Below are 26,239 nucleotides of genomic sequence, written 5' to 3' on the forward strand. Positions count from 1 at the left end.
GAATGTTTTAAACGATTTAAACGGTTTATAAGTTTTACGAAATTTGAAATTCTGACGCCGGCCTTTGCCGGCGTTGCATCATCAACCCGGCGCAATGTCCTGCCCGTCAAGAGCGGCAGCGGCGTCATCAATGCGGAGGCAATTATGTCCAAGAATGTAGGTGTGATCGGTTTGGGAGCCATGGGTTATGGCGTGGCCAGCTCGCTGTTGCGTGCCGGTTTCAATGTGCATGCCTGCGACGTGCGCAAGGAAGTCCTGGACAAGTTCGCCGCCGCCGGTGGCGTGGCCTGTGCCAACCCGGCCGAGCTGGCCGCGAAAGTCGATGTGGTCATCACCCTGGTGGTCAATGCCGCCCAGACCGAGATGGTGCTCTTCGGTGAAAACGGTGCCGTCTCCGCCATGAAGCCGGGCAGCGTCGTCATCTCCAGCGCCACCGTGGCGCCCGACTTCGCCGTCGAGCTGGGCAAGCGCCTGGCAGAAAAGAACCTGCTGCTGCTGGACGCACCGGTCTCCGGTGGTGCCGCGCGCGCCGCTTCCGGCGAGATGACCATGATGACTTCGGGTCCCGCCGACGTCTACGCCAAGATCGAAGACGTGCTGGCCGGCATGGCCGGCAAGGTCTATCGCCTGGGCGACACCCACGGCATCGGCTCCAAGGTCAAGATCATCAACCAGCTGCTGGCCGGCGTGCACATCGCCGCCTCCGCTGAAGCCATGGCCCTGGGCCTGCGCGAAGGCGTCAATCCGGATGCACTGTATGACGTCATCACCCACAGCGCCGGCAATTCCTGGATGTTCGAAAACCGCGTGCCGCACATCCTCAACGGTGACTACACCCCGCTGTCGGCCGTGGACATCTTCGTCAAGGACCTGGGCCTGGTGCTCGATACCGCCCGCCGCAGCAAATTCCCGCTGCCGCTGTCGGCCGCTGCGCACCAGATGTTCATGATGGCTTCCACCGCCGGTCATGGCGGCGAGGATGATTCGGCCGTCATCAAGATCTTCCCCGGCATCGACCTGCCGCCGGCCAAGGCCAAGTAATCCAGCGTCGTCCCTGCATCTGAATCGAGGAGTTTTCATGTCCACATCCCGTCCCTTGCTCGGTTGTATCGCCGACGATTTCACCGGCGCGACTGACCTGGCCAACATGCTGGTGCGCGGCGGCATGCGCACCGTGCAGACCATCGGCGTGCCCAGCGAAATGCCGGCCGTGGCGGCTGACGCGCTGGTGATCGCACTGAAGTCGCGCACCATTCCCGCTGCCGAAGCCATCGAGCAATCGTTGGCCGCACTGCGCTGGCTGCAGCAGCAGGGCTGCACGCAGTTCTTCTTCAAGTACTGCTCCACCTTCGATTCCACCGACGAAGGCAACATCGGTCCGGTGACCGATGCGCTGATGAAGGAACTGGGCGAGGACTTCACCATCGCCTGCCCGGCCTTCCCGGAAAACGGCCGCACCATCTATCGCGGCTACCTGTTCGTGGCCGATGCGCTGTTGAATGAATCGGGCATGGAAAACCATCCGCTGACCCCGATGACCGATGCCAACCTGGTGCGCGTCCTGCAGCGCCAGACCGAATCCAAGGTCGGCCTGGTGCGCTACGACACCGTGGCACGCGGCGCGGCCGCCACGCAGGAACGCTTCACCGCCCTGCGCGGCGAAGGCGTCAAGATGGCCATCGCAGACGCTGTCTCCGACAAGGACCTGTTCACGCTGGGCGAAGCCTGCGCCGAACTGAAGCTCATCACCGGTGGTTCCGGCGTGGCCCTGGGCCTGCCCGAGAACTTCCGCCGCGCCGGTTTGCTGACTGCTGCCGGTGAAGCCGCGCAACTGCCCAAGGTCGATGGCCTGTCGGTAGTGCTGGCCGGTTCCGCCTCCAAGGCGACCAATGCGCAAGTGGCCGAATGGAAGGCCAAGCGTCCCGCCTTCCGCATCGACCCGCTGGCCCTGGCCCGTGGCGAAGACGTGGTGGCACAGGCGCTGGCCTTTGCCGATGAACGTATCAAGAACGAGCCGGTACTGATTTACGCGACCGCCACGCCCGATGAAGTCAAGGCCGTGCAGAAAGAACTGGGCGTCGCCAAGGCCGGTCACCTGGTCGAACAGGCGCTGGCATCGATCGCCGCTGGCTTGAAGCAACGTGGCGTGCGCCAGTTCGTGGTGGCCGGTGGCGAGACCTCCGGTGCGGTGGTGCAGGCGCTGGATGTGCGCGCCCTGCGCATCGGCCCGCAGATTGATCCGGGCGTGCCGGCGACCGCCACGCTGGATGAACAACCGGTTGCGCTGGCATTGAAGTCGGGCAATTTCGGCAGCGTCGATTTCTTCGAGAAGGCACTGCGCTATCTCGACGGGAAGACGGCATGAGCCGCAACACCAACGAAAGCGCGCTGCGCGAAGAGATCTGCCGCATCGGCGCTTCGCTCTATCAGCGTGGCTATACCGTCGGGTCGGCCGGCAACATCAGCGCACGTCTCGATGACGGCTGGCTGATCACGCCGACCGACGCCTGCCTCGGTTTCCTCGATCCGGCGGCCATTGCGAAGGTCAATGCGGCAGGGGAATGGGTCTCGGGCGACAAGCCCTCCAAGACCCTGGTCCTGCATCGCGCCATCTACGACAACAATCCCGAGATGCATGCGGTGGTGCATACGCACTCCACGCATCTGGTATCGCTGACCATCAACGGCGTCTACAGCGAGCAGGATGTCTTGCCGCCCATCACCCCGTATTACGTGATGAAGGTCGGCCACATCCCGCTGATCCGCTATGCCCGTCCGGGCGCGCCGGAAGTGGCCGAGCAGGTGGCGAAGATCGCCACGCAAGTGCGCGGCGTGCTGCTGGAGCGGCTCGGTCCGGTGGTGTGGGAAAGCTCGGTCTCCAAGGCCGCCTTCGCCCTGGAAGAACTGGAAGAAACCGCCAAGCTGTGGCACCTGGCCGGTGGCCGTGCCACGCCGCTGGAAGAGCCCGCGCTGCAGGACTTGCGCGACACCTTCAAGGCGCGCTGGTAGCAGTAACGGTAGCGCTCAGGCAGCTTCAGCAACCCATAGCAACAACACGTCATGGCGGACGCAGCCAGTCCGCCATGCCCCGCTTGCGCCCAACGGAAGGTGGTGGGTGCAAGTGGCAGTCAAGCCGGCACAAGACCGGCCAATCAATGCCGGCCTGTGTGCCGTTCCGCAAGGAGCGGCACGCGGGTCCGATTGAATCCATAAATTGCCCGTCAGACCACGGGCACCAAGCAACCAGCGGCCGTGCATAGACAGCCGCGACACTCTTAGGGAGATGTAACACCATGACCACCGCAAGCACTTCCGGCGTCGGACTCGACGTCAACGACAAATCCAAGGACGGACTGTACAAGAAAGTCTTCTGGCGCATCATGCCGTTCCTGATGCTGTGCTACGTGATCGCGTATCTGGATCGCGTCAACGTCGGCTTCGCCAAGCTGCAGATGTCGCAGGACCTGGGTTTTTCCGAGACCGTCTTCGGTCTCGGCGCTGGCCTGTTCTTCATCGGCTACTTCCTCTTTGAAGTGCCCAGCAACATCCTGATGCACAAGGTCGGCGCGCGCATCTGGATCGCCCGCATCATGATCACCTGGGGCATCCTCTCGGCGGCCTTCATGTTCGTGCAGAACGCGACCCAGTTCTACGTCCTGCGCTTCCTGCTGGGCCTGGCCGAAGCCGGTTTCTATCCCGGCATCATCCTGTACCTGACCTACTGGTTCCCTTCGCACCGCCGTGCCAAGGTGATCGCGGTCTTCATGTCCGGCATTCCGGTGGCCGGCATCCTGGGCAACCCGCTGTCGGGCTGGATCATGGATGCGTTCCACAACAATGGCGGCCTGGAAGGCTGGCAGTGGATGTTCCTGATCGAAGCCATTCCGGCGGTCCTGATCGGCGTGGCCACGGTGATGTATCTGGACAACGACGTCAAGAGCGCCAAGTGGCTCTCCGATGAAGAGAAGGCCAGCCTGCAAGCCGACATCGACGGCGATGCCAAGGGCAAGGAAAGCAAGCACGGCTTCGGCGCCATCGTCAAGGATGCGCGTGTCTGGCTGATGTGCCTGATCTACTTCTCCTTCGTCATGGGTCAATACGGCCTGACGCTGTGGATGCCGACCCTGGTCAAGGCCACCGGTGTGAAGGGCAACCTGGAAATCGGCCTGCTGTCGGCCATTCCGTTTGGCTGCGCCATCATCGCCATGAACCTGATCGGCCGCAGCGCCGACCGCATGCGTGAGCGTCGCTGGCATCTGGTGATCCCGGCCCTGATGGGTGGCGTGGGCTTCGTGGGTGCGGCGCTGTTCGCCGACAACACCGCGGTCTCGATCGCATCGCTGTCGCTGGCCGCGGCCGGCGTGCTGACCTGCGCACCGCTGTTCTGGTCGCTGCCGACTGCCTTCCTGTCGGGCGCTGCGGCGGCCGTCGGTATTGCCGCCATCAACTCGGTGGGCAACCTGGCCGGTTTCGTCAGCCCCTACCTGATCGGCTACCTGAAGGACCTGACCCACAACAACGCTACCGGCATGTACATGCTGGCAGTGATGCTGGTGGTGGGTTCGATTGCCACGCTGGCCACCAAGCCAAGCATGGTCAACAAGTAATGTGATGTCCCGTTCAAAGCCCGCATGCCTGTGCCTGCGGGCTTTGACGTTTTCTGCACCTTCTGCCTGTGTGGACGCGCGCAAGAGTGTTCGCGCTACACTGGCCCCTTCGTTACCAAGGAGAATCCGATGCTGCGTTTTGCCGCCAACCTGAGTATGATGTATGTGGAACACGATTTCCTGGACCGCTTCGCCGCCGCCGCCAAGGATGGCTTCTCCGGCGTCGAGTTCCTGTTCCCCTACGACTATCAGCCTGAAGAGATCAAGTCGCGCCTGGAGGCCAATGGCCTGACCCAGGCGCTGTTCAATGCGCCCCCGGGCGACTGGGCCGCCGGCGAGCGCGGCATCGCCTCGCTGCCGGGCCGCGAAGACGAATTCAAGCGCAGCATCGAGACTGCACTGAAGTACGCTTCCGTCATCGGCAACAAGACCCTGCACGTGATGGCCGGCCTGATCAAGCCCGAGCAGGATCGCGCGCGTCACCGTGCGGTGTATCTGGACAACCTGTCGTATGCGGCACACCAGGCCGAATCCGCCGGCCTGACCGTGGTGATCGAGCCGATCAACACCCGCAACATTCCGGGCTTCTTCCTGAATCGCCAGGACGATGCCCAGGCCATCTGTGCCGAAGTGGGTGCGCCCAATCTGAAGGTGCAATTCGACTGCTACCACTGCCAGATCGTCGAAGGCGACGTGGCCGTGAAGTTGAAGCGCGATATGCCCGGCATTGGCCACATCCAGATTGCCGGTGTGCCCGAGCGCCATGAGCCGGATGTGGGTGAGCTGAACTATCCGTATCTGCTCAAGCTGATCGACAGCCTGGGTTACCAGGGCTGGATCGGTTGCGAATACAACCCGGCGGGGGCGACCTCGGCGGGATTGGGGTGGTTGAAGGCGCTGGCTGAGCAAGGCCTGACCACGCTGAAGAAGTGATGGCTTGACGGCTCCGGAACCGGAGCTGGCTGAGATGTGAGAATGCCGTCCGGTGTTGAGCCGGACGGCATTTTCTTTGATTGCGCAGGGCTCAAGCGCAGATAGGGTTGCCTTGTTTTCCGCTCTTGGTGGCACGCGTCGTGCCGGGCTTTTTCACCGGTATCATCTTGGTGATGGCGGCGCGTCGTGGTGCCGGTTTCTTTGTTGCAGGAGCCTGGGCTGATGATGTTTTTACGGTGCCGGATCGTTTGGCTTTGCGCACCCCCTGAGGTGCGGCAATGCTCAAGCGCAGGTCGAGTGCTCCGAGCAAGCGAAGGACGGTGCCCAGCCTGGGCTCCGCACCCGGCTTGAGGGTCTTGTAGAGGCTTTCACGCCCCAAGCCTGCTTTGCCGGCCACCTCCGCGATACCCTGCGCGCGGATGACGTCATTGAGTGCGGCCATCAGGAAGTCAGGATCGTTCTCTTCGAGCGCAGTCTGCAGATAGGCTGCCATGGTCTCTTTGCTGTCGAGATAGTTCGCCGGATCAAAGTTGGAGATGCGCACTTCTTTTCCATCGATTTTTCGGTGAGTCACTGAAGCCCTCCTTTAGAGAGAGCAATCATTGTATCCACGTGGATACAGACGACCATACGCCGATGATTTCCTTGGACGAATTTCGTGAATGTACGAAAGGGGCAGCAGTGGCGCGTCTCGGTCCCGAGCGAATCAGAACAAATCGATTTCCCCACCCACCGGCTTTGCCTGCAGCTTGGACGCATATTCACGTTCACGGCTGGCCAGATCGGCAGCGGCATCCTTGATCTTCTTGACCAGCACCTTGCCCGTGCGCGGGAAGAAGTGAACCTTGCGCGGCCAGATGTCGTTGAGGTCTTCGGCCACCACGCGGATTTTCTCGGCCGACAGGTAATTCTTGACGAAGGCGGCATTGCGTTCGCCCACGTTCATGGCGTTCATGCCGCGCAGCACCGCGCCACCGCCGAAGACCTTGCATTCCAGGTTCTCGCGCCGGGCACCGGCCTTGAGCACGTCGTTGATCAAGACTTCCATGGCATAGGTGCCGTAGCGCATCGAGGCCGAGACCGGGCTGTCGGCTTCGCCGCCGCCATCAGGCAGCATGAAATGGTTCATCCCGCCCACGCCGCTGACGCGGTCGCGCAGGCAGGCCGAGACGCAGGAACCCAGCACGGTCACGATCATCATGTCCTCGCCGGTATAGAAATATTCGCCCGGCAGGATCTTGGCAGTGTCGCAATTGAAGGCCCGGTCGTGATACCGATACGACGCGAAATTTTCCGGCTTGTTGATGACGGTTTGCATACGGGCCCCTGATCGTTCTTGTGTGCGCCCCAATGAGGGACGGTGAGTGTTGGCGGTTCATGCATTGTCAGTCAGGCACGGCCCACACGATATCGGGGAATTCCCTAGCCCGGAGCATGCTTGTGCACCATCGTTAATAGGGGATATCCGCAATCGCCTTGGGCTCCCGTCCCGTGGTACGCTGCGCCCCCTCGACATGACCCGATCCCGGTCCGCTCTGACGGAGACGATTTGTACAGGCATTCCCCAAATGCCGGAGACAGGTATCGGACAGGCAGTTGAAACCGGCAGGCACCACCCAGGCTACAGGCCTGTACGTGCGCCGTGGCCCCGCGCGGCCACGCCCGGCCGGGCTTGCATTGATCTGCAAGGCCCACATGACGCAGCGCTTTCGCGCCCGCCCTCCACGGCAGGCGCTGTGGCCTGTGACATGCACCGGTTGTCCGACTCCCCGCCACTGTGCAGGGGAGGCAGCCCTCTCTCATCACAAATGGATTAGACAATGTTGAAAAAATCCTTCCTGGCCCTGCTGGGATTCGTAGTTGCGCTGGTCGTCACGCCCGCTTCGCAGGCGGCGGACGTCAAGAAGGTCGACGTGCTGCTGGTCGGCGGCGGCATCATGAGCACCACCCTGGCGGTCTGGCTCAATGAGCTGGAACCGGGCTGGTCGATGGAAATGGTCGAGCGCCTCGATGGCGTGGCCGAAGAAAGCTCCAACGGCTGGAACAACGCCGGCACCGGCCATTCGGCCCTGGCCGAACTGAACTACACGCCCGAAGACAAGGACGGCAAGATCCAGATCGCCAAGGCCATCGAGATCAACGAAGCCTTCCAGATCTCGCGCCAGTTCTGGTCGTGGCAGGTCAAGAGCGGCGTGCTGAAGAATCCGCGCTCCTTCATCAATTCCACCCCGCACATGAGCTTCATCTGGGGCGATGACAATGTCGCCTACCTGAAGAAACGCTACGAAGCCCTGCAGGCCAGCCCGCTGTTTGCCGGCATGCAGTATTCGGAAGACCACGAGCAGATCAAGAAGTGGGTGCCGCTGATGATGGAAGGCCGCGACCCCAACCAGAAGCTGGCCGCCACCTGGACCCCGCTGGGTACCGACGTCAACTTCGGCGAAATCACCCGCCAGTTCGCCGCCTACCTGCAGACGCGTCCCAACTTCGGCCTGAAGCTCTCCAGCGAAGTGCGTGACATCACCCGCAACGGTGATGGCACCTGGCGCGTGGTCTACAAGAACCTCAAGGATGGCAGCACCACCGAGACCGATGCCAAGTTCGTCTTCATCGGTGCCGGTGGCGGCGCCCTGAAGCTGCTGCAGAAGTCCGGCATCCCCGAGGCGCGTGACTACGCCGCCTTCCCGGTCGGTGGCTCCTTCCTCATCACCGACAACCAGGACATCGCCCTGCGCCACCTGGCCAAGGCCTATGGCAAGGCCTCCGTGGGCGCGCCGCCGATGTCGGTGCCGCACCTGGATACCCGTGTGCTGGATGGCAAGCGCGTGATCCTGTTTGGCCCCTTCGCCACCTTCTCGACCAAGTTCCTGAAGCAGGGCTCGCTGTGGGACTTGTTCTCGGCGACCACCACGCACAACGTCTGGCCGATGGCCCGTGTCGGTATCGATGAATACCCGCTGGTGGAATACCTGGCCGGCCAGCTGATGCAGTCCGATGACCAGCGTTTCGCCGCGCTCAAGGAATACTTCCCCAACGCCAAGAAGGAAGACTGGCGTCTGTGGCAAGCCGGCCAGCGCGTGCAGATCATCAAGCGGGATGAGGCCAAGGGTGGCGTGCTGAAGCTGGGCACCGAAATCGTGGCCTCGGCCGATGGCAGCATCGCCGGTCTGCTGGGTGCCTCGCCCGGTGCCTCGACCGCCGCGCCGATCATGCTGACCGTGCTGCAGAAGGTCTTCAAGGACAAGCTGGCTACGCCCGAATGGCAGCAGAAGGTGCGCCAGATCGTGCCCAGCTATGGCACCAAGCTCAATGACCACCCGGACCAGGTCGCCAAGGAGTGGGCCTACACCGCCGACGTGCTGCAACTGATGCCGCCGCCGGTGATCGCCCCCAAGGCGGCCGGCCAGACCGGCAAGGGTGGCAGCATGGAAAAGCCAAAAGCCAACGCATCGGCCGATATGGCGCTGTGATGGCGGGGTTGCCTGTTTTTCAGGCAATCACGATATGAAGTTTTGTTAGAAAAATGGGTAGCCCGGATTTTCCCGGCTACCCATTTTTTATGGCGGATCGGTCAGGAACGCTTGGCCGCACAAGGCAGGGGCACTGCCAGCAGCCTGGGCCAGAGTTGATCCCATTCGCTCTGGTGCGCCATGCCCTGCACGGTCACCAGTCCGGCGCAGCGGCCGACCTGGTCGACGAAACTGTGCGTGATGGCAGTGGGGATGACGGTATCCTCGGCACCGCTCACATGCAGTTGCGGGATGCGCTCCACCTGCGCCGCCACATCGATGGGATTGAGCGAGCCTGGCATCTGCGAGACCTTGTGCCATTGATTGACGGCCACGTGATCGAGGTTGCCGGCCACCGTGCGGATGGCGCTCACATCCTTGCGCCGCGCCGCCAGCAGCACGGCGATGGCACCGCCGCCCGAGAATCCCACCAGCTCCAGCCGGGCCGGCTGCAGCCGCGCCACATAGCGGCTCAGGGCCTCATCCATGGCACTCACCACCAGCGGGGAATAGCGCAGGCCGGCCCAGTACTCCGGCTGGCAGATCGGATTGCGCGCCATCGGCGTGAACTGGCAGGGCCGCGCCAGATACACCACGTCGCCGCCATCGCTGGCGGCCAGGCGCAGGCCCATGGCGGTATGGGGCGTCGGATCGGGGGAGACCTGATTGCGCGTGATCCAGGCACGGCCATCGCCTTCCAGATACACGCGCAACAGCGGGGCTTTCGGGCGCGCGTGCACGTAGGCCGTCAGCACGAAGGGACCGCCGCGGACTTCCTCGCGTTGCAGGCCGGCAGGTGCGACCAGGGCATCGGCACGTTGCACGAGATCGGGATCGCTGGCGCAGCCGGCCAGCAGGGCGAGGCTGGCGAGGGCCAGGGCAGGGCGGGGTAGCCGGAACCGGGAGAGGAAAGAGGAGCGCATCGGGCGATTGTCGCCGGAGTGAAAAAGGCCCGCAAGCGCAAGCTGCGGGCCTTGTTTCATGGACAGGTCAGCATCAGAACAGCCAGCCCACACGTGCGGTCAGTTGATGCATCAGCGAGCGGTCGCGGACTTCGGCGTCATAGCCGAGCGTGCCATAGCTGCCCTGGGCTCCGTTGAAGCGATAGCTCACGCCCAGTTGCACGGCATCGCGATTGGGTGCGGTGCTGGCGGTGGTGAAGCTGGGGCCGCCGGCCACGAAGCTGGCGGTGACATCGGGGTTGCCCGCCAGCTCGTGCAGGTAGCGCGCACGCAGTTGCAGGCGGTCGCCGTTGTCGCTCAGGCGATTGAATTCCACGCCCAGGGTTGGCTGTACCGAATTGGCGCGGCTGGATTCCACGTTCTGCGCCAGTGCCGCATTGCCGCTTTCGGTGTAGCCCTCATTGCTCAGGTGCGACAGGCGCAGGCCGGCCAGCCAGCGGCCCGACCAGCGCTGGCTGAGGGCGAAGGGCAGGCCGGCTTCCACGCGGGCACCGACCTGCCAGCCGTTGTAGCTGCCGCTGACGGTCTGGCCGAGGAAGCTGATGGCACGCTGGCTGCTGTAATGATTGCCGCCCACCATGAGCGCGCCGTCGAGCGTCCAGCCATCCATGTCCAGGCCAACATAGCCGCCCACATGCACCGCATCGACGTTGACGTCATTGCCGCTGGCGTTGTCGCTGCCACGCGTGCCGGCACGCGTGTAGCCGAGCGTGAGGCCGGCCACTTCGCGGGCGGAGAGGTCGGTCTCCATGCCGGCAGCCATGCCGTAGGCACTGACATCATAGCCATCAGCGCCGGCGCGGGCCTGCTGACGGCCCCAGGCGCCGAGACCTTGCAGCCAGACACGGCCGCGTGCGGCGGCTTCGCCGGTGGCCACGCCGCTGCCACCCTGGCTGGCCACGGGCGCATCGCCGCGTGCGCTGTCCACGCGTCCGGCCACGGCCGAGAAGACGCTGCCCATGGAGACCTGCGCCGCCTGCTGGCTGGCGCGATTGGTTTCCGGTTGCAACTGGCGCACCGCGCTGCGATAGGCGGCGGCCGTGGGCAAGGCATCCAGCGAGGCCAGCAGGTTCTGCACCTGGGCGTTGCTGCTGTTGTTGCCGAGCGCGTCGAGCGCGCGGCCCAGCGGGCTGCCGCTGACGTCGCTCACGCTGGCGGTGCGCCGGGCGGTGAGGATCAGGTCATTGCCCGAGACTTGCAGACCGTAGTCCAGCGTGGCGGTGTCGGCCAGCTGGATCGTCGACACATCGACCGACAGGCCGCTTGCGGCCGAGAGGATGGTCCAGCGTGCGGTGTTGGGGACATAGGTCTTGACCACCGGCTGCAGGGTCGCACTGTTGGCCAGCGTGGCGCTGCCGGCTGCATTGATCCGATCGCCCTGCGGTCCCGCCACGGCCACCTGCAGGGTCCCGTTGCTGCCCACGGAGAGATTGCCGCCGACGTTGACGGTGCGCGTGGCCGTACCCTCCGCCGCCTGGAATACGCCATTGATGGCGAGGTTGCCGCTGGTGCCGAAGGCGCCATTGACCTGCAGTACCGCACCCTGGTTGACGGTCATGTTGCTGACGGTGCCAAGGTCGTAATTGAAGCGTGTGACGCCGTCGCGCACGACGTAGTTTTCAAAGCCCGACAGCACCCCGGCCGCAAAGGTCTGCGTGCCGCCGGTGGTGAGCGTGTCGATGCCTGCGCCGCCGTTGATGGTGCCGATCACGGTGCCACCCAGCAGTTGCAGTGAATCGTCGCCGTCGCCCATGTCGATGGCCAGACCATTCTTGCCTTCGATGCGGCCATAGTTGATCAGCGTATCGTTGCCGCCGCCCATCTGCACCGCCGCGCCCGGTACGGTGCTGCCACCCTGGCCGGTGAGCGTGGCCTGGGCGCCGCCGGTGATGACGCCGCTGGCGTTGTTGATGAGCGTGTCATCGTAATTGCCGACCAGACCGATGGCGATGCCCTTGTTGCCGGTGATGCTGCCGTCGTTGACGATATACGCCTTGGCACCATTGACGCCACTGGCCCCGCCGGTGCCGCGCCCGGTGGTGTTGCCGTTGTTGTAGGTGATGCGCGGATTGCTCGGGTCCTTGGACCAGTCATTGCCATCGTCGATGAGGATGCCGTGGGCATCGCCATAGATCACCGCGCCCGCGTGGTTGATGATGGTGCCACCGCCGGCGGCGATGCCATCGGCACCGTTTGGCTGGCCGGTGGAATCGAGGCCGCCTGCGCCATTGCCACGGATGGTCCCCCAGTTTTCGATGTAGGCGGTGCCGTCGATATCGACACCGTCGCCGTCGCCATTGCTGGTGGTAGCGCCATTGCCGAGCACGTCATACACGCGTCCGCTGCCGGCGTAGTTGCCGATGATGGTGCCGTAGTTGAAGACCACGCCATGGCTGTCGAAGCCCACGCCCGAGCCATTGTTGCCGGTGATGACGCCGCCGGCCTGGTTGATCACCACGTTGTTGCTGATGGTCACGTTGTTGCGCGTGCTGCCATCGGCATAGGTGGCGTCGAAGGTGATGCCGGTAGCGCTCAGGCGCGGCGTGAGCTGGATGGCATTGGCGAGATTGCTGTCTGGTGTGGCGGCCACCGGATCACCGCCATCGATGCCGTGGCGCGTACCGGTGATGCTGCCGTAGTTGACGATGACCGCATTGCGGATGCCGTCGTCGATGGAGATGCCATCGGCCGCTTTCGGCGGCGAGCCGCTGGCGCACGCCGACAGGTAATCCGGACAGGAGGTGTTGACCGGGCTGGTGGTGAAGATGCGTCCGTAGTTTGTCAGCAGGATGTTGGAGCCCATTTTGATCGCGCTCGAACTCGACGAACTGATGGTGGCGCTGCTGTTGCTGGCCGAGCCGTTGACGATGGTATTGCCGGCGGTGGAGTAGTCGCCGTTGGCATTGATGGCGTAGTTCGTGCCGTTGTCCGCATTGGTGGGCGTGGGGCCGGTCTGCGAGATGGTGCCGAGGTTGACGATGGAGAAGGTATCGCTGCCTTTGCCGATCAGGATGGTCGGTGTCTTGGCGCTGCTGGAGGAGCTGGTGATGACGCCGCCAGCGGCGTTGTTGAGGATCAGGTTGACCTTCTTGTGGTTGATGCTGATGGCCGTCAGGCCGCTGTTCTGACCGATGGTGCCGGCGTTGTTGATGGTGACGGTGCTGAGGTTGTCGTTGTCCTGCGAGGTGCGGATGGTGGCCGCGCTGCCGGAAGCCAAGGTGCCGCCGGCATTGACGGTGATGGTATCGGCGCCATTCTTGGTCAGGGTCTTGGCGCTGGTGTCGGTCGTGCCGTTGGCCACCGTGTAGTTGGCCGCCTGGGCAGGGGTATGGATGGCTTGCAGGGCCAGGGCCAGCGGAAGCAGGCGAAGAGGTAAAGAAGAGCGGGCCATGTGCAAAGAAATTGGTAGCAAGTTGTCAAGAACTGAAAGTTTGCTGACAACTTGTGACCGGACCATTACATCGGTCGGCTGCGCGGCGCTTTTCGTCCCTCAGTGTGGTCTTTCTGATAATCTCCTGTCGTGACAAGACGCTGACAATGTAAAGAAGAGGGGGAGCAAGGATGGGAAGGTTCGTCATGCAGACAGGGGCTGTTCATGGATAAATCGCTGTGGAGTTTCCTGCTGCCGCAATGGGATGGCACGGCCTATGGCGGCCTGCAGTGGGTGTTTGCGCTGGTGTTGCTGTTGCTGGTGATCGCACTGCCGCTGCTGCTTTCACGCAGCGCCCGGCCTGCACAGTGGCAGGCGCGGCGGCAAGCGCTGACCGGTGAGCATGGGCCTCTGCCTGCGACGACCACACCGGACGAACTGAGCCAGGCCGTGGCCACTGCGCCGGAACGCTGGGCTGCCGCAATGCCGGGCTTGATCCTGATGCTGGGTTTGCTGGGTACCTTCATCGGCCTGGGCCTGGCCTTGACGGCGACGGCCGGCGTGCTTGGACCACAGGCTGCACCGGGGGCGTTGGGAGCGGTGATCGATGCGCTGGGCAGCAAGTTCAAGATTGCCGCGTGGAGCATGCTGGCGTTTCTGATTCTGAAGTGCTGGATGATCTTGCGCGGGCATGAGCAGGCGCGGCTGGCGTGGAGCATCGGCATTCTCAAGGACGTGGCCACTGCGGCTGCGCAAGCGCAGGCGGTGCAACACGCAGAAGAACAGCAGCGTCTGGTCGACGCCATCAAGCAAAGCGGACAAGCCCTGCTGGCGGCACAACAGGCCGAGGCACAGCGCGCGCATCTGCGCCATGGCGAGTGGATGGAAGCGCTGCAGCGCCAGTCCGGACGTTCTTCCTGAGGCGGCGATGAGTCAATCCGATCACGAATGGGTCGCGGCTACCGGGCTGATGGCGGCGCTGGCGGGGGTATTGATCGTCCTGCTGGCGGTGAGCCGGGCGGGTGGTCCCGAGATTGCGCAGCTGCGTGCGGAGGCACCGCAGGTGGCAGCCGCTTCCACGCCGGCACCGGCTGCCCCCTTGCCTGCTGCAGCACCCACCCCACCGGCGCCTGCAGCGGCTGAAGCTGCACCACCGCCGGCCGCGCCGACGACGGCCCGGCGCGAATCCGACGGACCGGGATTGACGGTCGTGTTGCGCCAGGTGCAGACGGTGTTTGCGCAGCAGGGCGCTTCCAACCTGGTGGCGGTCGATACCGAGGCGGGGAAGATTACGCTGAAAGAGGGGGCATTCCGTCGCGGCAGTGCTTGCGTGGAGCCGGAAGCGCGGGCCGCGTTTGCACAGGTCGAGGAGCGCATTGCGGAGTATTTGCAGCAGCATCCGGCGGGCCGCATCTATGTGGAAGGCCACACGGATGACAAGCCGGTGAAGGCACCGGTGACCGATGTACGCGCGTATTGCACGGTCTACGATGACAACTTCACGCTGTCGGCCGCGCGTGCGCGCGAGGCGCGTTTGCTGCTGATCGGACGCAGTGCGCCGGAAGCAGCGCGCCGCGTGATCGTGGCGGGGTATGGGGATTCGCAGCCGCTGCAGGGATTGACGGCCAGTGATGAACGCAACCGGCGGGTGGAGGTGCGGTTCGTCAATGGGGGTGAGAGGAATTGAGCTGAGGTCGTGATGTTGCGCACGTTGCGATCAGCTCGGTTTTGTTTTTCTGTTTTTGTGTTATCAGCTGGCGTGATGGGTTGTGTTGATTCAAGTCTTTGAAAGTGATGACAGTGAATCCAGGCGGGCGCAATCCCATCGGCCATCAAGGGCTGCCTGGTAGAGCATGCCCAGGGTGATTGGTGGCCTGTCGTAGGAAGCCCGCTTTTTCTTCCAGATCAGCAGCAGGAAAATCTCAAGTGGGCTGAAGCCTTCGGGGACAAAATAATGATCAAAATTGTAGTCCCCGAAGTCGATGGAGAATTCTTCAAAGAAGTGCTCCATGAAGTCAACGGCGTCATCGCCGTTGACATGCAGGTCTTCATCGAGTTGTGTATCGCGGGTGATTGGCTTTTTGGGATTCGTGCCGTGTTCCTGGCGTACCCAAGCTTCCAATCTTTCCCAAGCGATAGCCCGCATCACAAGACCTTGTCTTCCGTTCTGACCCGGCGATTATAGTTCGCAACGGAACGGCTCTTGATCGACGCGACGTTATGGGCCGACACCGCATACCCAACCAGGGGAAGGGCACGACCGACGCACTTGCCGATATTCTTTGTCATCAGCGTGTTCAGCGCTTTGATGCTTTGGTTGTTGAGCGTGGGAAGAATCTTCCTTTTCAAGTCGCCGTTGAGAGATCTGCGTCCCACGATGGACGCCACCGATGTCTGTTTCGTGGCGCCGGAAGGCTTGGTTCTGCCGGGAATCCGATGTCGACCGGCGAGAGCAGCGGCCGCGGCACTGACATCGTCTACGCCAAACTCTTTGCACGTTTCATCGATGAAGACGTAGAAGAGCAGCTCGTTAGGGGAAAGTTGGGTATGCAGGCCAAAGCTGTAGGTATTGTCCATGATTGTCGTTTTCGCGTGTTAAGGGGAACCGCGATCAGACTGAGTGCAAACGACTGAGTTCTGGAATCTGCATCAAGAGGCAAGCGAGTATCGGCAGACTCCATCTCGTGAGTTGTACTGGTTCTATGCACCGATGCCAGGCTTGACTCGGTTGCCGGAGTCTATGCCGGCAACGAATCAGTTCGCTGCTTGCGAGATGGGTGGGGATGTGGGCCGGAGAAGGAGCAAGCCCGAGTGAGCCAAAGAAAGTTGGTGCAGAAACGAAAAACGCCAACCCGAAGGTTGGCGTTTTTCTTGTAACTTGGTGGCCCGGGGCGGAATCGAACCACCGACACAAGGATTTTCAATCCTCTGCTCTACCAACTGAGCTACCAGGCCAAGACGGACAAGTATAGACACTTTAAAAAATTATGCAAGTCCTTTTTGAAAAATAGTTTTCGCCACCCCGTTTATAATCGCCAGCATGACTACCCAAGCACACACCCATACTTCTTCGCCGGCTGCGTCTGGCACTGACATTTGCATCGTCGGCGACGGCGCGGTCGGCAAGACGGCGGCGCTGGGGCTGGCCCAGGCGGGCTTCAAGGTGACCCTGCTGGCTCCCCCGCCTGCGACCGCCACGCCCGATCCCGCCAGCTGGGACGTGCGCGTCTACGCCCTCAACCACACCGCGCACCGCCTGCTGTCGTCGGTGCGCGTCTGGGACGCCATGGATGCCGCCCGCATCGCGCCGGTGGACAACATGACCGTGCATGGCGATGGCCTGCCCGAGAAAGCCCGCCCCGGCCTGCTTTCCTTCGATGCCTATGCTGCCCGCACCGATGCCCTGGCCTGGATCGTCGAGGACCGCAACCTCGACCAGGCGCTCGACGCAGCCCTGCGCTTCGCCCCCAACGTGCGCGTGCTGCACGGCCGCGCCACCGCGCTGGCAGTGGCCGGTGAGACCGCCACCCTGACGCTGGAATCCGGCCAGTCGCTGTCGGCCGCGCTGGTGGTCGGTGCCGACGGCGCCAACTCCTGGGTGCGCGGCCAGTGCGACATCGGCCTCGATTACCGCGCCTATGGCCAGAACGCCATCGTCACCAATTTCTCCTGCGAGCTGCCCCATCGCGGCGTGGCCTACCAGTGGTTCAGCCCGACCGAAGGCGTGATCGCCTTGCTGCCGCTGCCGGGCAACCGCGTCTCGCTGGTCTGGTCCGCGCCCCAGGCGCTGGCCGACCAATTGCTGCAGCTGCCGTTGTCGGCCCTGGCCGAGCGCCTGGCCCAATGGGCCGCGCCAGTGCTGGGCGCGCTCACACCGCTGCAGCCCGAAGTGGCCAAGGCCTTCCCGCTGCGCCTGATCAAACCGCACGCGATGATCGCCCCGCGCGTGGCCCTGATCGGTGACGCCGCCCACGTCGTGCACCCCATGGCCGGCCACGGCATGAACCTGGGCTTCGGCGATGTGGCCGCGTTAATCGACATCCTGCTCAAGCGTGAACCGCAGTACGACTGTGGCGACGAGCGCGTGCTGCGCCGCTATGCCCGCGCCCGCAAGGAAGAAGTGCTGCTGATGCAGATCGCAACAGACGGCCTGCATCGCCTCTTCTCCAGCGAGGCCGAGCCCGTGCGCCTGGTGCGCAACCTCGGCATGAGCCTGGTCAACCATCTGCCCATCCTGAAACGCCGCCTCATTGCCCATGCGCTGGGGCAGTAAGGGACGGTGATTTCAGGTAAGGTAGGGCCTCTGGCGAAGCGCGGCGGTACGATGCCTGTCTTCGCCAGCGCAACACCTTCCCCCTACATTGTTGAAAGACATGTGCGAACCCAGTCCCGGCGCGGCTTTGCGGCCGACGTTCCGAAGATTGGGCGCGCGTTTGATTTGAATCAGGACGAGTATGAAAAAATTTTTGACCGCAGGTGCGAGCTCCTTGCGCCATCTGAGCATGGCGGCAGTGCTGCTGGCTTCCACCGTCGTGGGCGTGAGCGCCCATGCGCAAGCCGAGGCCGCCGACAGCACCGAGGCCACCATCAAGAAGCTCATCGAGCCGCGCCTGGGCAAGGATGCCAAGGTCGATGCCGTCACCAAGACGCCTTATGCCGGCCTCTATGAAATCCAGATCGACGGCGATGTCATCTACACCGATGCCAAGGCCCAGTATCTCTTCATCGGCCGCGTGGTCGATTCGCAGACCTATCGCGACTACACCAAGGAAAAGATCGATTCGCTGAACCAGACGCCGTTCTCGGCCCTGCCGCTGGACAAGGCCATCAAGACCGTCAAGGGCAACGGCAAGCGCGTGATCGCCATCTTCGAGGATCCCAACTGCATCTACTGCAAGCGCCTGCACAAGACCCTGCAGGAAGTGGACAACATCACCTACTACACCTTCCAGTACAACATCCTCTCGCCGGATTCCATCGTGAAGTCGCGCAACATCTGGTGCGCACCCAATCCGAGCAAGGCCTGGAACGAATGGATGGTGAGCGGCAAGGAAGCACCGGCCGCTGCCGCCTCCTGCAACGCCCCGCATGAAGAGGTGCTGGCCCTGGGCAAGAAGCTCAAGGTCACCGGCACGCCGACCATCTTCTTTGCCGATGGCTCGCGCATTCCTGGCGCGGTCGATGCCAAGGGACTGGAACAGAAGCTGTCTTCGCTGAAGTAAGCGGATAAAGAAAAAGGGCGCTCGCATGTCGAGCGCCCTTCGTTCATCTGCCTTGGTTTTTCCCCTACAGGGGATTACTTCCCGGTATGCAATTCCATCATGGCCTGTTCGAACTTGCCCTGCACCAGCAGGGGGATGACGTTCAGGCTCTTGTCCAGCGCCTCGTTGATCAGCGCCTGTTCTTCCTTGCGCGGCCGATGCAGCACGAAGTCGGCCACCGGCTGTTGCAGCCCCAGCGTGCGCGGATGGCCGATGCCCAGGCGCAGGCGCCAGTAGTCTTGCGTGCCCAGGGCCGCGGTGATGTCCTTCAAGCCGTTGTGCCCGCCCGAGGAACCGCCTTTCTTGATCTTGGCCGCGCCCGGCGGCAGGTCCAGTTCGTCATGCACCACCAGCACTTCATCCGGATTGATCTTGTAGAAACGCGCCAGGGCACCGACCGACTGGCCGGACCGGTTCATGTAGGTCTGCGGTTCCAGCAGCCAGACCTCATTGCCGGCGATGCTGGTCTTGCCCGCCAGCGCGTTGAAACGCTGCTCGCGCGCCAGGCGCACCGGACCGGCGAGATTGTCGACCAGCCAGAAGCCGGCATTGTGGCGGGTTTGTTCGTATTCCGGGCCGGGGTTGCCGAGGCCGACGATGAGACGGATGGACATGGAGCTAAAGGACGAGAACGCGCAATGCGAAAGCGCCGATTATCCCGGCTTTGCGGCTGCGCGTCCAATCCGCGTGCAGCCGTGCAGGCACCGGTGAGGCCCGCGCCAAGGCACTTTGGCGTGCAATCGCACAATGTCAAGATTGGCTTGGCTGCCTGAATTGCGTATCATCCAACGCTTGTTTTTCTTCACTGCATAAACGCTTAACCGCTTAATTGCTCAACTGTTGACTGGGTTTCACCATGCTGCCTTCTATCGAACAACGACTCGCCCTCGAACTCGCCGCCAAGCCGGTTCAGGTCGCTGCCGCCATCGCCTTGCTGGACGAAGGTGCCACCGTTCCCTTCATCGCCCGCTACCGCAAGGAAGTCACCGGCGGCCTGGACGATGTCCAACTGCGTCTGCTGGAAGAACGCCTGCGTTACCTGCGCGAGCTGGAAAGCCGCCGCGCCGCGATCATCGCCTCCATCGAAGAGCAGGGCAAGATGACGCCCGTGCTGCTGGACGCCATCACCCACGCGGAAGACAAGACCCGCCTGGAAGACCTCTACCTGCCCTACAAGCCCAAGCGCCGCACCAAGGCCCAGATCGCCGCCGAAGCCGGCCTGACCGAGCTGGCCGATGCGCTCCTGAATGACCCGGCCCTGAATCCGGAAGAAGAAGCGGCCAAGTTCATCAAGCCCGCCTTCACCACCGACAACGGCGACAACCCCGGCGTGCCCGATACCAAGGCCGCCCTGGATGGCGCGCGCCAGATCCTCATGGAGCGTTTCTCGGAAGATGCCGAGCTGCTGCAGAGCCTGCGCGAATACCTCACCGAGCACGGCGTGGTCGAATCCAAGGTGATCGAGGGCAAGCAGGATGCCGGTGAAAAATTCGCCGACTATTTCGATTACTCCGAAACCTATTCCACCATTCCCTCGCACCGCGCCCTGGCACTGTTCCGTGGCCGCCGCGAAGAGATGTTGAACGTCATCCTGCGCCTGGATACCGAAGAAGAGAAGCCGAAGTGGGATGCCCCGCACAATCCCTGCGAAGGTCGCATTGCTTCACGTTTCGGTGTGTCCAACAAGGGCCGTCCGGCCGACAAATGGCTCTCCGACACGGTACGCTGGGCCTGGCGCGTGAAAGTCTTCATGCACCTCGAAACCGAGCTGATGACCAACCTGCGCGAGAAGGCCGAGGCTGAAGCCATCAACGTCTTCGCCCGCAACCTGAAGGACCTGCTGCTGGCGGCACCGGCCGGCCCGCGTGCCACCATGGGCCTGGATCCGGGCCTGCGTACCGGCGTGAAGGTCGCCATCGTGGACGCCACCGGCAAGGTCGTGGCCACCGATACCATCTATCCTCACCAGCCGCGCAATGACTGGAACGGTTCGCTGCATACCCTCTCGCAACTGGCCGAGAAGCACAATGTCTCGCTGATCTCGATTGGCAACGGCACCGCCTCGCGTGAGACTGACAAGCTGGCCCAGGACCTCATCAAACTGCGTCCCGAACTCAAGCTCACCAAGATCGTGGTCTCCGAAGCGGGCGCGTCGGTGTATTCGGCCTCCGAATTCGCTTCCAAGGAATTGCCGGATCTGGACGTGTCGCTGCGCGGCGCGGTCTCGATTGCGCGCCGCCTGCAGGACCCGCTGGCCGAGCTGGTCAAGATCGATCCCAAGTCCATCGGCGTGGGCCAGTACCAGCACGATGTGAGCCAGTCGCAACTGGCGCGCTCGCTGGATGCCGTGGTCGAGGACTGCGTCAACGCGGTGGGGGTCGATGTGAACACCGCTTCCGCACCGCTGCTGGCGCGCGTCTCCGGGCTCAACGCCAGCGTGGCGCAGAGCATCGTGTCCTACCGGGATATGAAGGGTATGTTCAATTCCCGCGCAGCGCTGCGTGAGGTGCCGCGCCTGGGCGACAAGACCTTCGAGCAAGCCGCCGGCTTCCTGCGCGTGATGAATGGTGAGAACCCGCTGGATGCCTCGGCGGTGCACCCGGAATCCTATCCTTTGGTGGAAAAGATCCTGGCCGACATCAAGAAGGATGTGAAGAGCGTGCTGGGCCAGACCTCGCTGTTGAAGGGCCTGTCGCCGGCCAAGTATGCCGATGAGAAGTTCGGTGTGCCCACCGTCACCGACATCCTGAAGGAACTCGACAAGCCAGGCCGTGACCCGCGTCCCGAGTTCACCACGGCGACCTTCAAGGAAGGCGTGGAAGAGATCAAGGACCTGCGCGTGGACATGATCCTCGAAGGCGTGGTCACCAACGTGGCGGCCTTCGGTGCCTTCGTCGACATCGGCGTGCATCAGGATGGCCTGGTCCACATTTCGGCGCTGTCCAACAGCTATGTGAAGGATCCGCACACCGTGGTCAAGGCCGGCCAGGTGGTCAAGGTCAAGGTGCTGGAAGTGGACGAGAAGCGCAAGCGCATCGCCCTGACCATGCGCCTGAACGACACAGCCCCGGCCCCGGGTGCGCGCAATGAACAGCGCGGTGACCGTACCGATTCGCGCCGTTTGTCGCAACACCAGAACCAGCGCGGCCGTGAGCAGGCACCGGCCAACAATGCGATGGCTGCGGCCTTTGCGAAGTTGCGTGGATGATGTTTGTTCGTGATGGTTTGTGATGTCGAGGGTGGTCTTTCTCACGCCTTTCGATGTCATGAAAAATAAGTAAAAAGAGGCTGTCTCTCTTGGGAGACAGCCTCTTTTTTATTAGTTTTTGCGAATTGGCTTTTGCAGATCAGCGCGACTGCAAAGTGCGATTACGCACTGGTACTGATCCGCGTCTGGCTCACCGATACCGAAATGCTCACCGTCGTCTCGCTGGCCGTGATCGTACCGCCCTGGCCATCCGCATTGCCTTCGCTGCCCGATCCGTCCTCACCCTCCTGCTTGCCGCCCTTGACCTTGTTGATGAAGTCGCCCAGCGCCTTCTGCACCAGGTCATAGGTCTTGTCGATGTTGCTGGCGATATCGCCTTGCAGCACGTTCAGGCTCTCCAGGATGCCGCGGGCTTCCTTGAAACCCTGGTCGACGCCTTTGAAGATCAGGTTCATGTAGTCGTCGATGTTGCTGGCGTCTTCCTTGTCCGGATTGTTCTGCTTGTAGAGCTCGAACATGTTGGTGATGAAGGAGACGATACGGCCGGCCGTTGCCTCCGGCGAATTGTCCTGGGTCGATGCGGTCTGGATGGCGTTGTCGCCCAGCTGCGGACGCAGGATATCGTTGATGTTTTCGATGGCGGTCTTGTAGACCAGTGACAGCGGATCGTTCTGCGTCTGCAGCGATACCTCCAGCGAGGATTGCACGATGGAGAGATTGAACTGGGCCTTGGCGCCGCTCACGGTGAGCAGGTTGGCTTGCTTGGCCTGGGCGATCTTGTCGCCGCCGCTGCTGTCGCCGGCGGTGGCGGGCAGCTTGTCGTTGTCTGACGCTGCGGCAGAGGTCGACGAAGTGGAAGAAGGGGTGACGGGCAGCAGGGACTTGTTGTCCACGCCGCTGGTGTTGCCGATAGCCATGACGGTCTCCTGAAAATGAAAGGGGATCCGGGCATCAGAGGGGGAGACGGATCCACGGAAGCGAAACTGCGCACCATGCGCATCCACTCCATTCCTGCATAACGGCCTGTTCAAAGCGGACTTGATATTGACAGAAATTTACACCTGTCAGTTTCTGGGGGACTTCGTTGACAAGTCTGCATTGCACCCGCGCAATCTTTGGAAAAGCCTTGCTGGAAGCGGGTTTGCGGCGATACCGTGCGTGCCGTCGGGCTGACTGCGATGGACGCAGGCGATCAAGAAAAAATGTAACGAAATGTGCGCGGGATGCTGGCAGCGGGATTTCAATTGCATTGGGGTAATGAAATCGCGCTGGCAGCACGACGATGAGGGCGCACGGATGCGCTGAATGAAAACGCCGCGTATCGATACGCGGCGTTCAACGCGGGCGTTGCACCCGCTCCATCAATCCTCACTCCATCACGAACAAGCGCCGATGCTCGCGAATGGCATAGCGATCGGTCATGCCGGCGATGTAGTCGGCGACTTTGCGCGCCTGCTTGTCTAGACGTTGGGTTTCATCCGTGATGCCCTTGACCTGATAGTCCGGCGGCAGCAGGCTGGGTTGGCCGATGAAAGCTTGGAACATCTCGGCGATGATGCGGCGTGCCTTGGCCGTCATGCGATTGACCTGATAGTGGCGGTAGAGCTTCTCGCGCAGGAATTTTTTCAGTATCGCGGCTTCGGCGGCCATCGCATCGGAGAAGGCGATGAGCTGCGGCGCATTGCGCACATCCTCGATGTCGCGCGGGGCGATCTCGGCGATGCGGCTGCGCGAGGTCTGGTTCAGGTCGACGATGAGCGCATTGATCATGCGGCGCACGGTCTCATGGATGACGCGGCGTCCGGTGATGCCGAGATACGCCTGTTCGACTTCGCGCAGATGGCGTGCGAAGAAATCGACTTCGCTCATCAGCTCCATGGTCAACAGTCCGGAGCGCAGGCCATCGTCGATGTCGTGATTGTTGTAGGCGATCTCATCGGCCAGGTTGGCCAGCTGCGCTTCCAGCGAGGGCTGCTTCTTTTCCAGGAAGCGCACGCCGATCTCGCCCAGCTGGCGCGCATTGTGCAGGGAGCAGTGCTTGAGGATGCCTTCGCGCGTCTCGAAGGTGAGATTGAGGCCATCGAAGGCAGCGTAGTGCTGCTCCAGCTCATCGACCACGCGCAGGCTCTGCAGGTTGTGTTCGAAGCCGCCGTGATGCTTCATGCAGTGGTTGAGCTCGTCCTGCCCGGCATGGCCGAAGGGCGTGTGGCCGAGGTCGTGGGCCAGCGAGATGGCTTCCACCAGGTCTTCGTTCAGTTGCAGGTTGCGCGCGCAGGAGCGGGCGATCTGGGCGACTTCGATGCTGTGGGTCAGGCGGGTGCGGAACAGGTCGCCTTCATGATTGACGAAGACCTGCGTCTTGTATTCGAGACGGCGGAAGGCGGTGGAGTGGACGATGCGGTCACGGTCGCGCTGGAATTCGCTGCGCGAGCCCGGTGGCGTTTCACTGAAGCGCCGGCCTCGCGAACTTGCCGAGTGGGCGGCATAGGGGGCGAGATGGTCGGGCGCTTCAGTGTGCATGTCATTCTCCGGTGCAGGCCGCCAGGGTTTGCAAGAGCAGTTCCTGCGGCGCGTTGGTAATCAGGGGACTGCCCAGCGGCTTGATCAGGATGAACTTGATCGCACCGCCTTCGTTTTTCTTGTCCACTTCCATCAGGTCCAGCCAGCGTTCGGTGCCCAGATTCGGAGCCACCGTCGGCAGGCCGGCCGCGGCGGTCACGGCGCGGATGCGCTCGCGCGTGGCGCCATCGATATAGCCCAGGCGCTGCGACAAATCGGCCGCCATCACCATGCCGCAACCGACGGCCTCGCCATGCAGCCACTGGCCGTAGCCCAGGCCATTCTCGATCGCATGGCCGAAGGTGTGGCCGAAGTTGAGGATGGCGCGCAGGCCACCTTCGCGTTCGTCCTGGCGCACCACCTCGGCCTTGATCTCGCAGGAGCGCTGGATCGCATAGGCCAGGGCGGCGTCATCCTTGGAGACCAGGCGCGCCATATTGGTTTCGATCCAGTCGAAGAAGGGCGCGTCGATGATGGCACCGTGCTTGATGACTTCTGCAATGCCCGCCGCCAGTTCGCGCGGGGGCAGGGTGTGCAGGGTGGCGGTATCGGCGATGACGGCCTGCGGCTGGTAGAAGGCGCCGATCATGTTCTTGCCGAGCGGATGGTTGATGCCGGTCTTGCCGCCCACCGAGGAATCCACCTGCGACAGCAAGGTCGTGGGCACTTGGACGAAGGGCACGCCGCGCATGTAGGAGGCCGCCGCAAAGCCGGTCAGGTCGCCGATCACGCCGCCGCCCAGGGCGATGAGGGTGGTCTTGCGGTCGCACTTGTCGGCCAGCAGACGATCGAAGATCTTCATCAGGCTGGCCCAGTTCTTCTCTTCCTCGCCGTCGGGCAGCACGATCTCGGTGACCTGCTTGCCGGCCGCGCGCAGCGCTTGCGCCACCTTGTCGAGGTAGAGCGGACCGACCTTGTCATTGGTGACGATGGCCACGCGCTTGCCCTTGACGTATTGCGGCAAAAGCGTGGCGTCATCCAGCAGGCCGCGGCCGATGTGGATGGGATAGCTGCGTTCGCCCAGGTCGACGTTGAGGGTCAGCGAGGCAATCGTGGTAGCGGCGGGAGCGATGTTCTGGTTCATGCTGCGAAGATTCGGTTCGGTGCTGGCGGCACCATGGAAGATCTGGGTGGAATGACTGCGGGACAGCGTGGTGCTGCCGTCCGCGCCTTGCGTCAGGACCGCGCTGTGACTCTCGAATACGACGGTTTCGTCAGGTTCCGGTTCGGTCAGCCAGGAACCGTCCTTGGGCGAGAGTTCCAGATGGCTGATGATGGTCTGCACCAGGAATTGCACGTTGGGCCGGTTGGTCTCGACCACGAAATCGGCCACTTCGCGATACAGCGGATCGCGCTGGCGCGACAGCTCTTCGAGCTTGCGGCGCGGATCGGCGGTCTGCAGCAGCGGGCGGTTCTTGTCGCGGCCGGTACGTTGCAGGATCTGGTTGATGCTGGCGCGCAGGTAGACGACGGTGCCGCCCTTCTTGAGGTTCTCGCGATTCTCGGCACGCAGGACGGCGCCGCCGCCGGTGGCCAGCACGATGTCGGGCTGGGCCGCGAGCTCGCGGATGATCTCGGCTTCGCGGCGACGGAAGTTCTCCTCGCCCTCGATCTCGAAGATCACCGGGATGGTGGCACCGGTCCGCGCTTCGATCTCGTGGTCCGAATCGACGAAGCGCTTGTTCAGCTTTTTGGCCAGGGCCCGGCCTATGGTGGTCTTGCCGGCTCCCATCAGGCCGACAAGGAAAATGCTTCCCGTCATATCTAAGAATTCTGCGCTTTGCGCTACTGGCCAATGTCATGGCGCCGCACGTCTGCCGGCACGGTCGC

The 26,239-nt window shown here is 62.8% G+C and carries 21 protein-coding genes and 1 tRNA gene; 11 read left to right on the forward strand and 11 right to left on the reverse strand.

Annotated elements, in window-relative coordinates; all coding sequences use genetic code 11:
- The first annotated feature begins 144 nt into the window (after nucleotides 1–144).
- From ltnD to otnI, 5 genes are all read left to right on the forward strand, one after another.
- Nucleotides 145–1,041: an L-threonate dehydrogenase gene (ltnD, locus tag JOD78_RS24375; protein WP_121040563.1), complete on the forward strand. Its 897-nt coding sequence runs from the start codon at nucleotides 145–147 to the stop codon at nucleotides 1,039–1,041.
- 37 nt (nucleotides 1,042–1,078) lie between these two features.
- Nucleotides 1,079–2,365: a 3-oxo-tetronate kinase gene (gene otnK / locus JOD78_RS24380; protein WP_121040561.1), complete on the forward strand. Its 1,287-nt coding sequence runs from the start codon at nucleotides 1,079–1,081 to the stop codon at nucleotides 2,363–2,365.
- Nucleotides 2,362–3,009 carry an aldolase gene (locus JOD78_RS24385; protein WP_008332714.1) on the forward strand — a complete coding sequence of 216 codons (648 nt, stop codon included), beginning with the start codon at nucleotides 2,362–2,364 and terminating at the stop codon, nucleotides 3,007–3,009. Before otnK ends, JOD78_RS24385 begins: the two co-directional genes overlap by 4 nt.
- Nucleotides 3,010–3,293: 284 nt before the next feature.
- The gene (locus tag JOD78_RS24390; protein WP_134136971.1) at nucleotides 3,294–4,607 is read left to right on the forward strand and encodes an MFS transporter; all 1,314 of its coding nucleotides are present in this window, start codon (nucleotides 3,294–3,296) and stop codon (nucleotides 4,605–4,607) included.
- Nucleotides 4,608–4,736: 129 nt separating this feature from the next.
- Entirely contained in the window at nucleotides 4,737–5,540 is an 804-nt protein-coding gene (otnI, locus tag JOD78_RS24395) for a 2-oxo-tetronate isomerase (RefSeq protein ID WP_008332711.1), read from the forward strand.
- A 91-nt stretch (nucleotides 5,541–5,631) separates the two neighbouring features.
- On the opposite strand, the gene JOD78_RS24400 is transcribed toward otnI, so the two are convergent.
- A complete protein-coding gene (locus tag JOD78_RS24400) occupies nucleotides 5,632–6,114 on the reverse strand; it encodes an addiction module antidote protein (RefSeq protein ID WP_209569369.1) in 483 nt (160 codons plus the stop codon).
- Nucleotides 6,115–6,246: 132 nt separating this feature from the next.
- Nucleotides 6,247–6,858, reverse strand: coding sequence for a chemoreceptor glutamine deamidase CheD (gene cheD, locus JOD78_RS24405; protein ID WP_034341503.1), 612 nt, complete (start codon nucleotides 6,856–6,858; stop codon nucleotides 6,247–6,249).
- Nucleotides 6,859–7,360: 502 nt separating this feature from the next.
- Between cheD and mqo the strand changes: the two genes are divergently transcribed.
- A complete protein-coding gene (gene mqo / locus JOD78_RS24410) occupies nucleotides 7,361–9,010 on the forward strand; it encodes a malate dehydrogenase (quinone) (RefSeq protein ID WP_121040555.1) in 1,650 nt (549 codons plus the stop codon).
- A gap of 101 nt (nucleotides 9,011–9,111) precedes the next feature.
- On the opposite strand, the gene JOD78_RS24415 is transcribed toward mqo, so the two are convergent.
- Together JOD78_RS24415 and JOD78_RS24420 are read right to left on the reverse strand one after the other, a co-directional pair.
- Nucleotides 9,112–9,972, reverse strand: a complete 861-nt coding sequence (locus JOD78_RS24415; RefSeq protein WP_209569367.1) for an alpha/beta hydrolase — start codon at nucleotides 9,970–9,972, stop codon at nucleotides 9,112–9,114.
- Between the two features lie 73 nt (nucleotides 9,973–10,045).
- Nucleotides 10,046–13,402, reverse strand: a complete 3,357-nt coding sequence (locus tag JOD78_RS24420; RefSeq protein WP_209569365.1) for an autotransporter outer membrane beta-barrel domain-containing protein — start codon at nucleotides 13,400–13,402, stop codon at nucleotides 10,046–10,048.
- A gap of 204 nt (nucleotides 13,403–13,606) precedes the next feature.
- Between JOD78_RS24420 and JOD78_RS24425 the strand changes: the two genes are divergently transcribed.
- Both JOD78_RS24425 and JOD78_RS24430 read left to right on the forward strand, forming a co-directional pair.
- A complete protein-coding gene (locus JOD78_RS24425) occupies nucleotides 13,607–14,302 on the forward strand; it encodes a hypothetical protein (protein WP_204726995.1) in 696 nt (231 codons plus the stop codon).
- A 7-nt stretch (nucleotides 14,303–14,309) separates the two neighbouring features.
- The gene (locus tag JOD78_RS24430) at nucleotides 14,310–15,068 is read left to right on the forward strand and encodes an OmpA family protein (protein WP_121040547.1); all 759 of its coding nucleotides are present in this window, start codon (nucleotides 14,310–14,312) and stop codon (nucleotides 15,066–15,068) included.
- 90 nt (nucleotides 15,069–15,158) lie between these two features.
- On the opposite strand, the gene JOD78_RS24435 is transcribed toward JOD78_RS24430, so the two are convergent.
- The 3 genes from JOD78_RS24435 to JOD78_RS24445 all read right to left on the reverse strand — a co-directional run bounded on the left by JOD78_RS24435 (nucleotide 15,159) and on the right by JOD78_RS24445 (nucleotide 16,336).
- Nucleotides 15,159–15,527 (reverse strand): DUF1493 family protein, encoded by a 369-nt coding sequence (locus JOD78_RS24435; protein ID WP_209569363.1) that lies wholly within the window; start codon nucleotides 15,525–15,527, stop codon nucleotides 15,159–15,161.
- Entirely contained in the window at nucleotides 15,527–15,958 is a 432-nt protein-coding gene (locus JOD78_RS24440) for an STM2901 family protein (RefSeq protein ID WP_121040542.1), read from the reverse strand. The genes JOD78_RS24435 and JOD78_RS24440 overlap by 1 nt, the downstream gene beginning before the upstream one ends.
- Nucleotides 15,959–16,260: 302 nt before the next feature.
- A tRNA-Phe gene (locus tag JOD78_RS24445) sits at nucleotides 16,261–16,336 on the reverse strand.
- Between the two features lie 85 nt (nucleotides 16,337–16,421).
- Here JOD78_RS24445 and JOD78_RS24450 point away from each other — a divergent pair.
- Together JOD78_RS24450 and JOD78_RS24455 are read left to right on the forward strand one after the other, a co-directional pair.
- The gene (locus JOD78_RS24450) at nucleotides 16,422–17,654 is read left to right on the forward strand and encodes a UbiH/UbiF family hydroxylase (protein ID WP_209569361.1); all 1,233 of its coding nucleotides are present in this window, start codon (nucleotides 16,422–16,424) and stop codon (nucleotides 17,652–17,654) included.
- Nucleotides 17,655–17,835: 181 nt separating this feature from the next.
- Nucleotides 17,836–18,603: a DsbC family protein gene (locus JOD78_RS24455; protein WP_121040538.1), complete on the forward strand. Its 768-nt coding sequence runs from the start codon at nucleotides 17,836–17,838 to the stop codon at nucleotides 18,601–18,603.
- Nucleotides 18,604–18,677: 74 nt separating this feature from the next.
- On the opposite strand, the gene pth is transcribed toward JOD78_RS24455, so the two are convergent.
- Complete coding sequence (pth, locus tag JOD78_RS24460; RefSeq protein WP_034331266.1) at nucleotides 18,678–19,256, reverse strand: aminoacyl-tRNA hydrolase; 579 nt, start codon at nucleotides 19,254–19,256, stop codon at nucleotides 18,678–18,680.
- 242 nt (nucleotides 19,257–19,498) lie between these two features.
- On the opposite strand from pth, the gene JOD78_RS24465 reads away from it, so the two are divergent.
- Nucleotides 19,499–21,850, forward strand: a complete 2,352-nt coding sequence (locus JOD78_RS24465; protein ID WP_034331269.1) for a Tex family protein — start codon at nucleotides 19,499–19,501, stop codon at nucleotides 21,848–21,850.
- Nucleotides 21,851–22,011: 161 nt separating this feature from the next.
- On the opposite strand, the gene JOD78_RS24470 is transcribed toward JOD78_RS24465, so the two are convergent.
- The 3 genes from JOD78_RS24470 to aroKB form a co-directional block, all read right to left on the reverse strand.
- On the reverse strand, nucleotides 22,012–22,767 hold the full coding sequence (locus JOD78_RS24470; RefSeq protein ID WP_209569359.1) for a DUF5610 domain-containing protein: 756 nt from the start codon (nucleotides 22,765–22,767) through the stop codon (nucleotides 22,012–22,014).
- Nucleotides 22,768–23,218: 451 nt separating this feature from the next.
- Nucleotides 23,219–24,370: a deoxyguanosinetriphosphate triphosphohydrolase gene (locus JOD78_RS24475; RefSeq protein ID WP_209569357.1), complete on the reverse strand. Its 1,152-nt coding sequence runs from the start codon at nucleotides 24,368–24,370 to the stop codon at nucleotides 23,219–23,221.
- 1 nt (nucleotide 24,371) lies between these two features.
- Complete coding sequence (gene aroKB / locus JOD78_RS24480) at nucleotides 24,372–26,171, reverse strand: 3-dehydroquinate synthase (RefSeq protein WP_209569356.1); 1,800 nt, start codon at nucleotides 26,169–26,171, stop codon at nucleotides 24,372–24,374.
- Nucleotides 26,172–26,239: the final 68 nt, after the last annotated feature.

This window comes from Herbaspirillum sp. 1130, from assembly GCF_017833835.1.
Classification (GTDB): Bacteria; Pseudomonadota; Gammaproteobacteria; order Burkholderiales; family Burkholderiaceae_D; genus Herbaspirillum; species Herbaspirillum huttiense.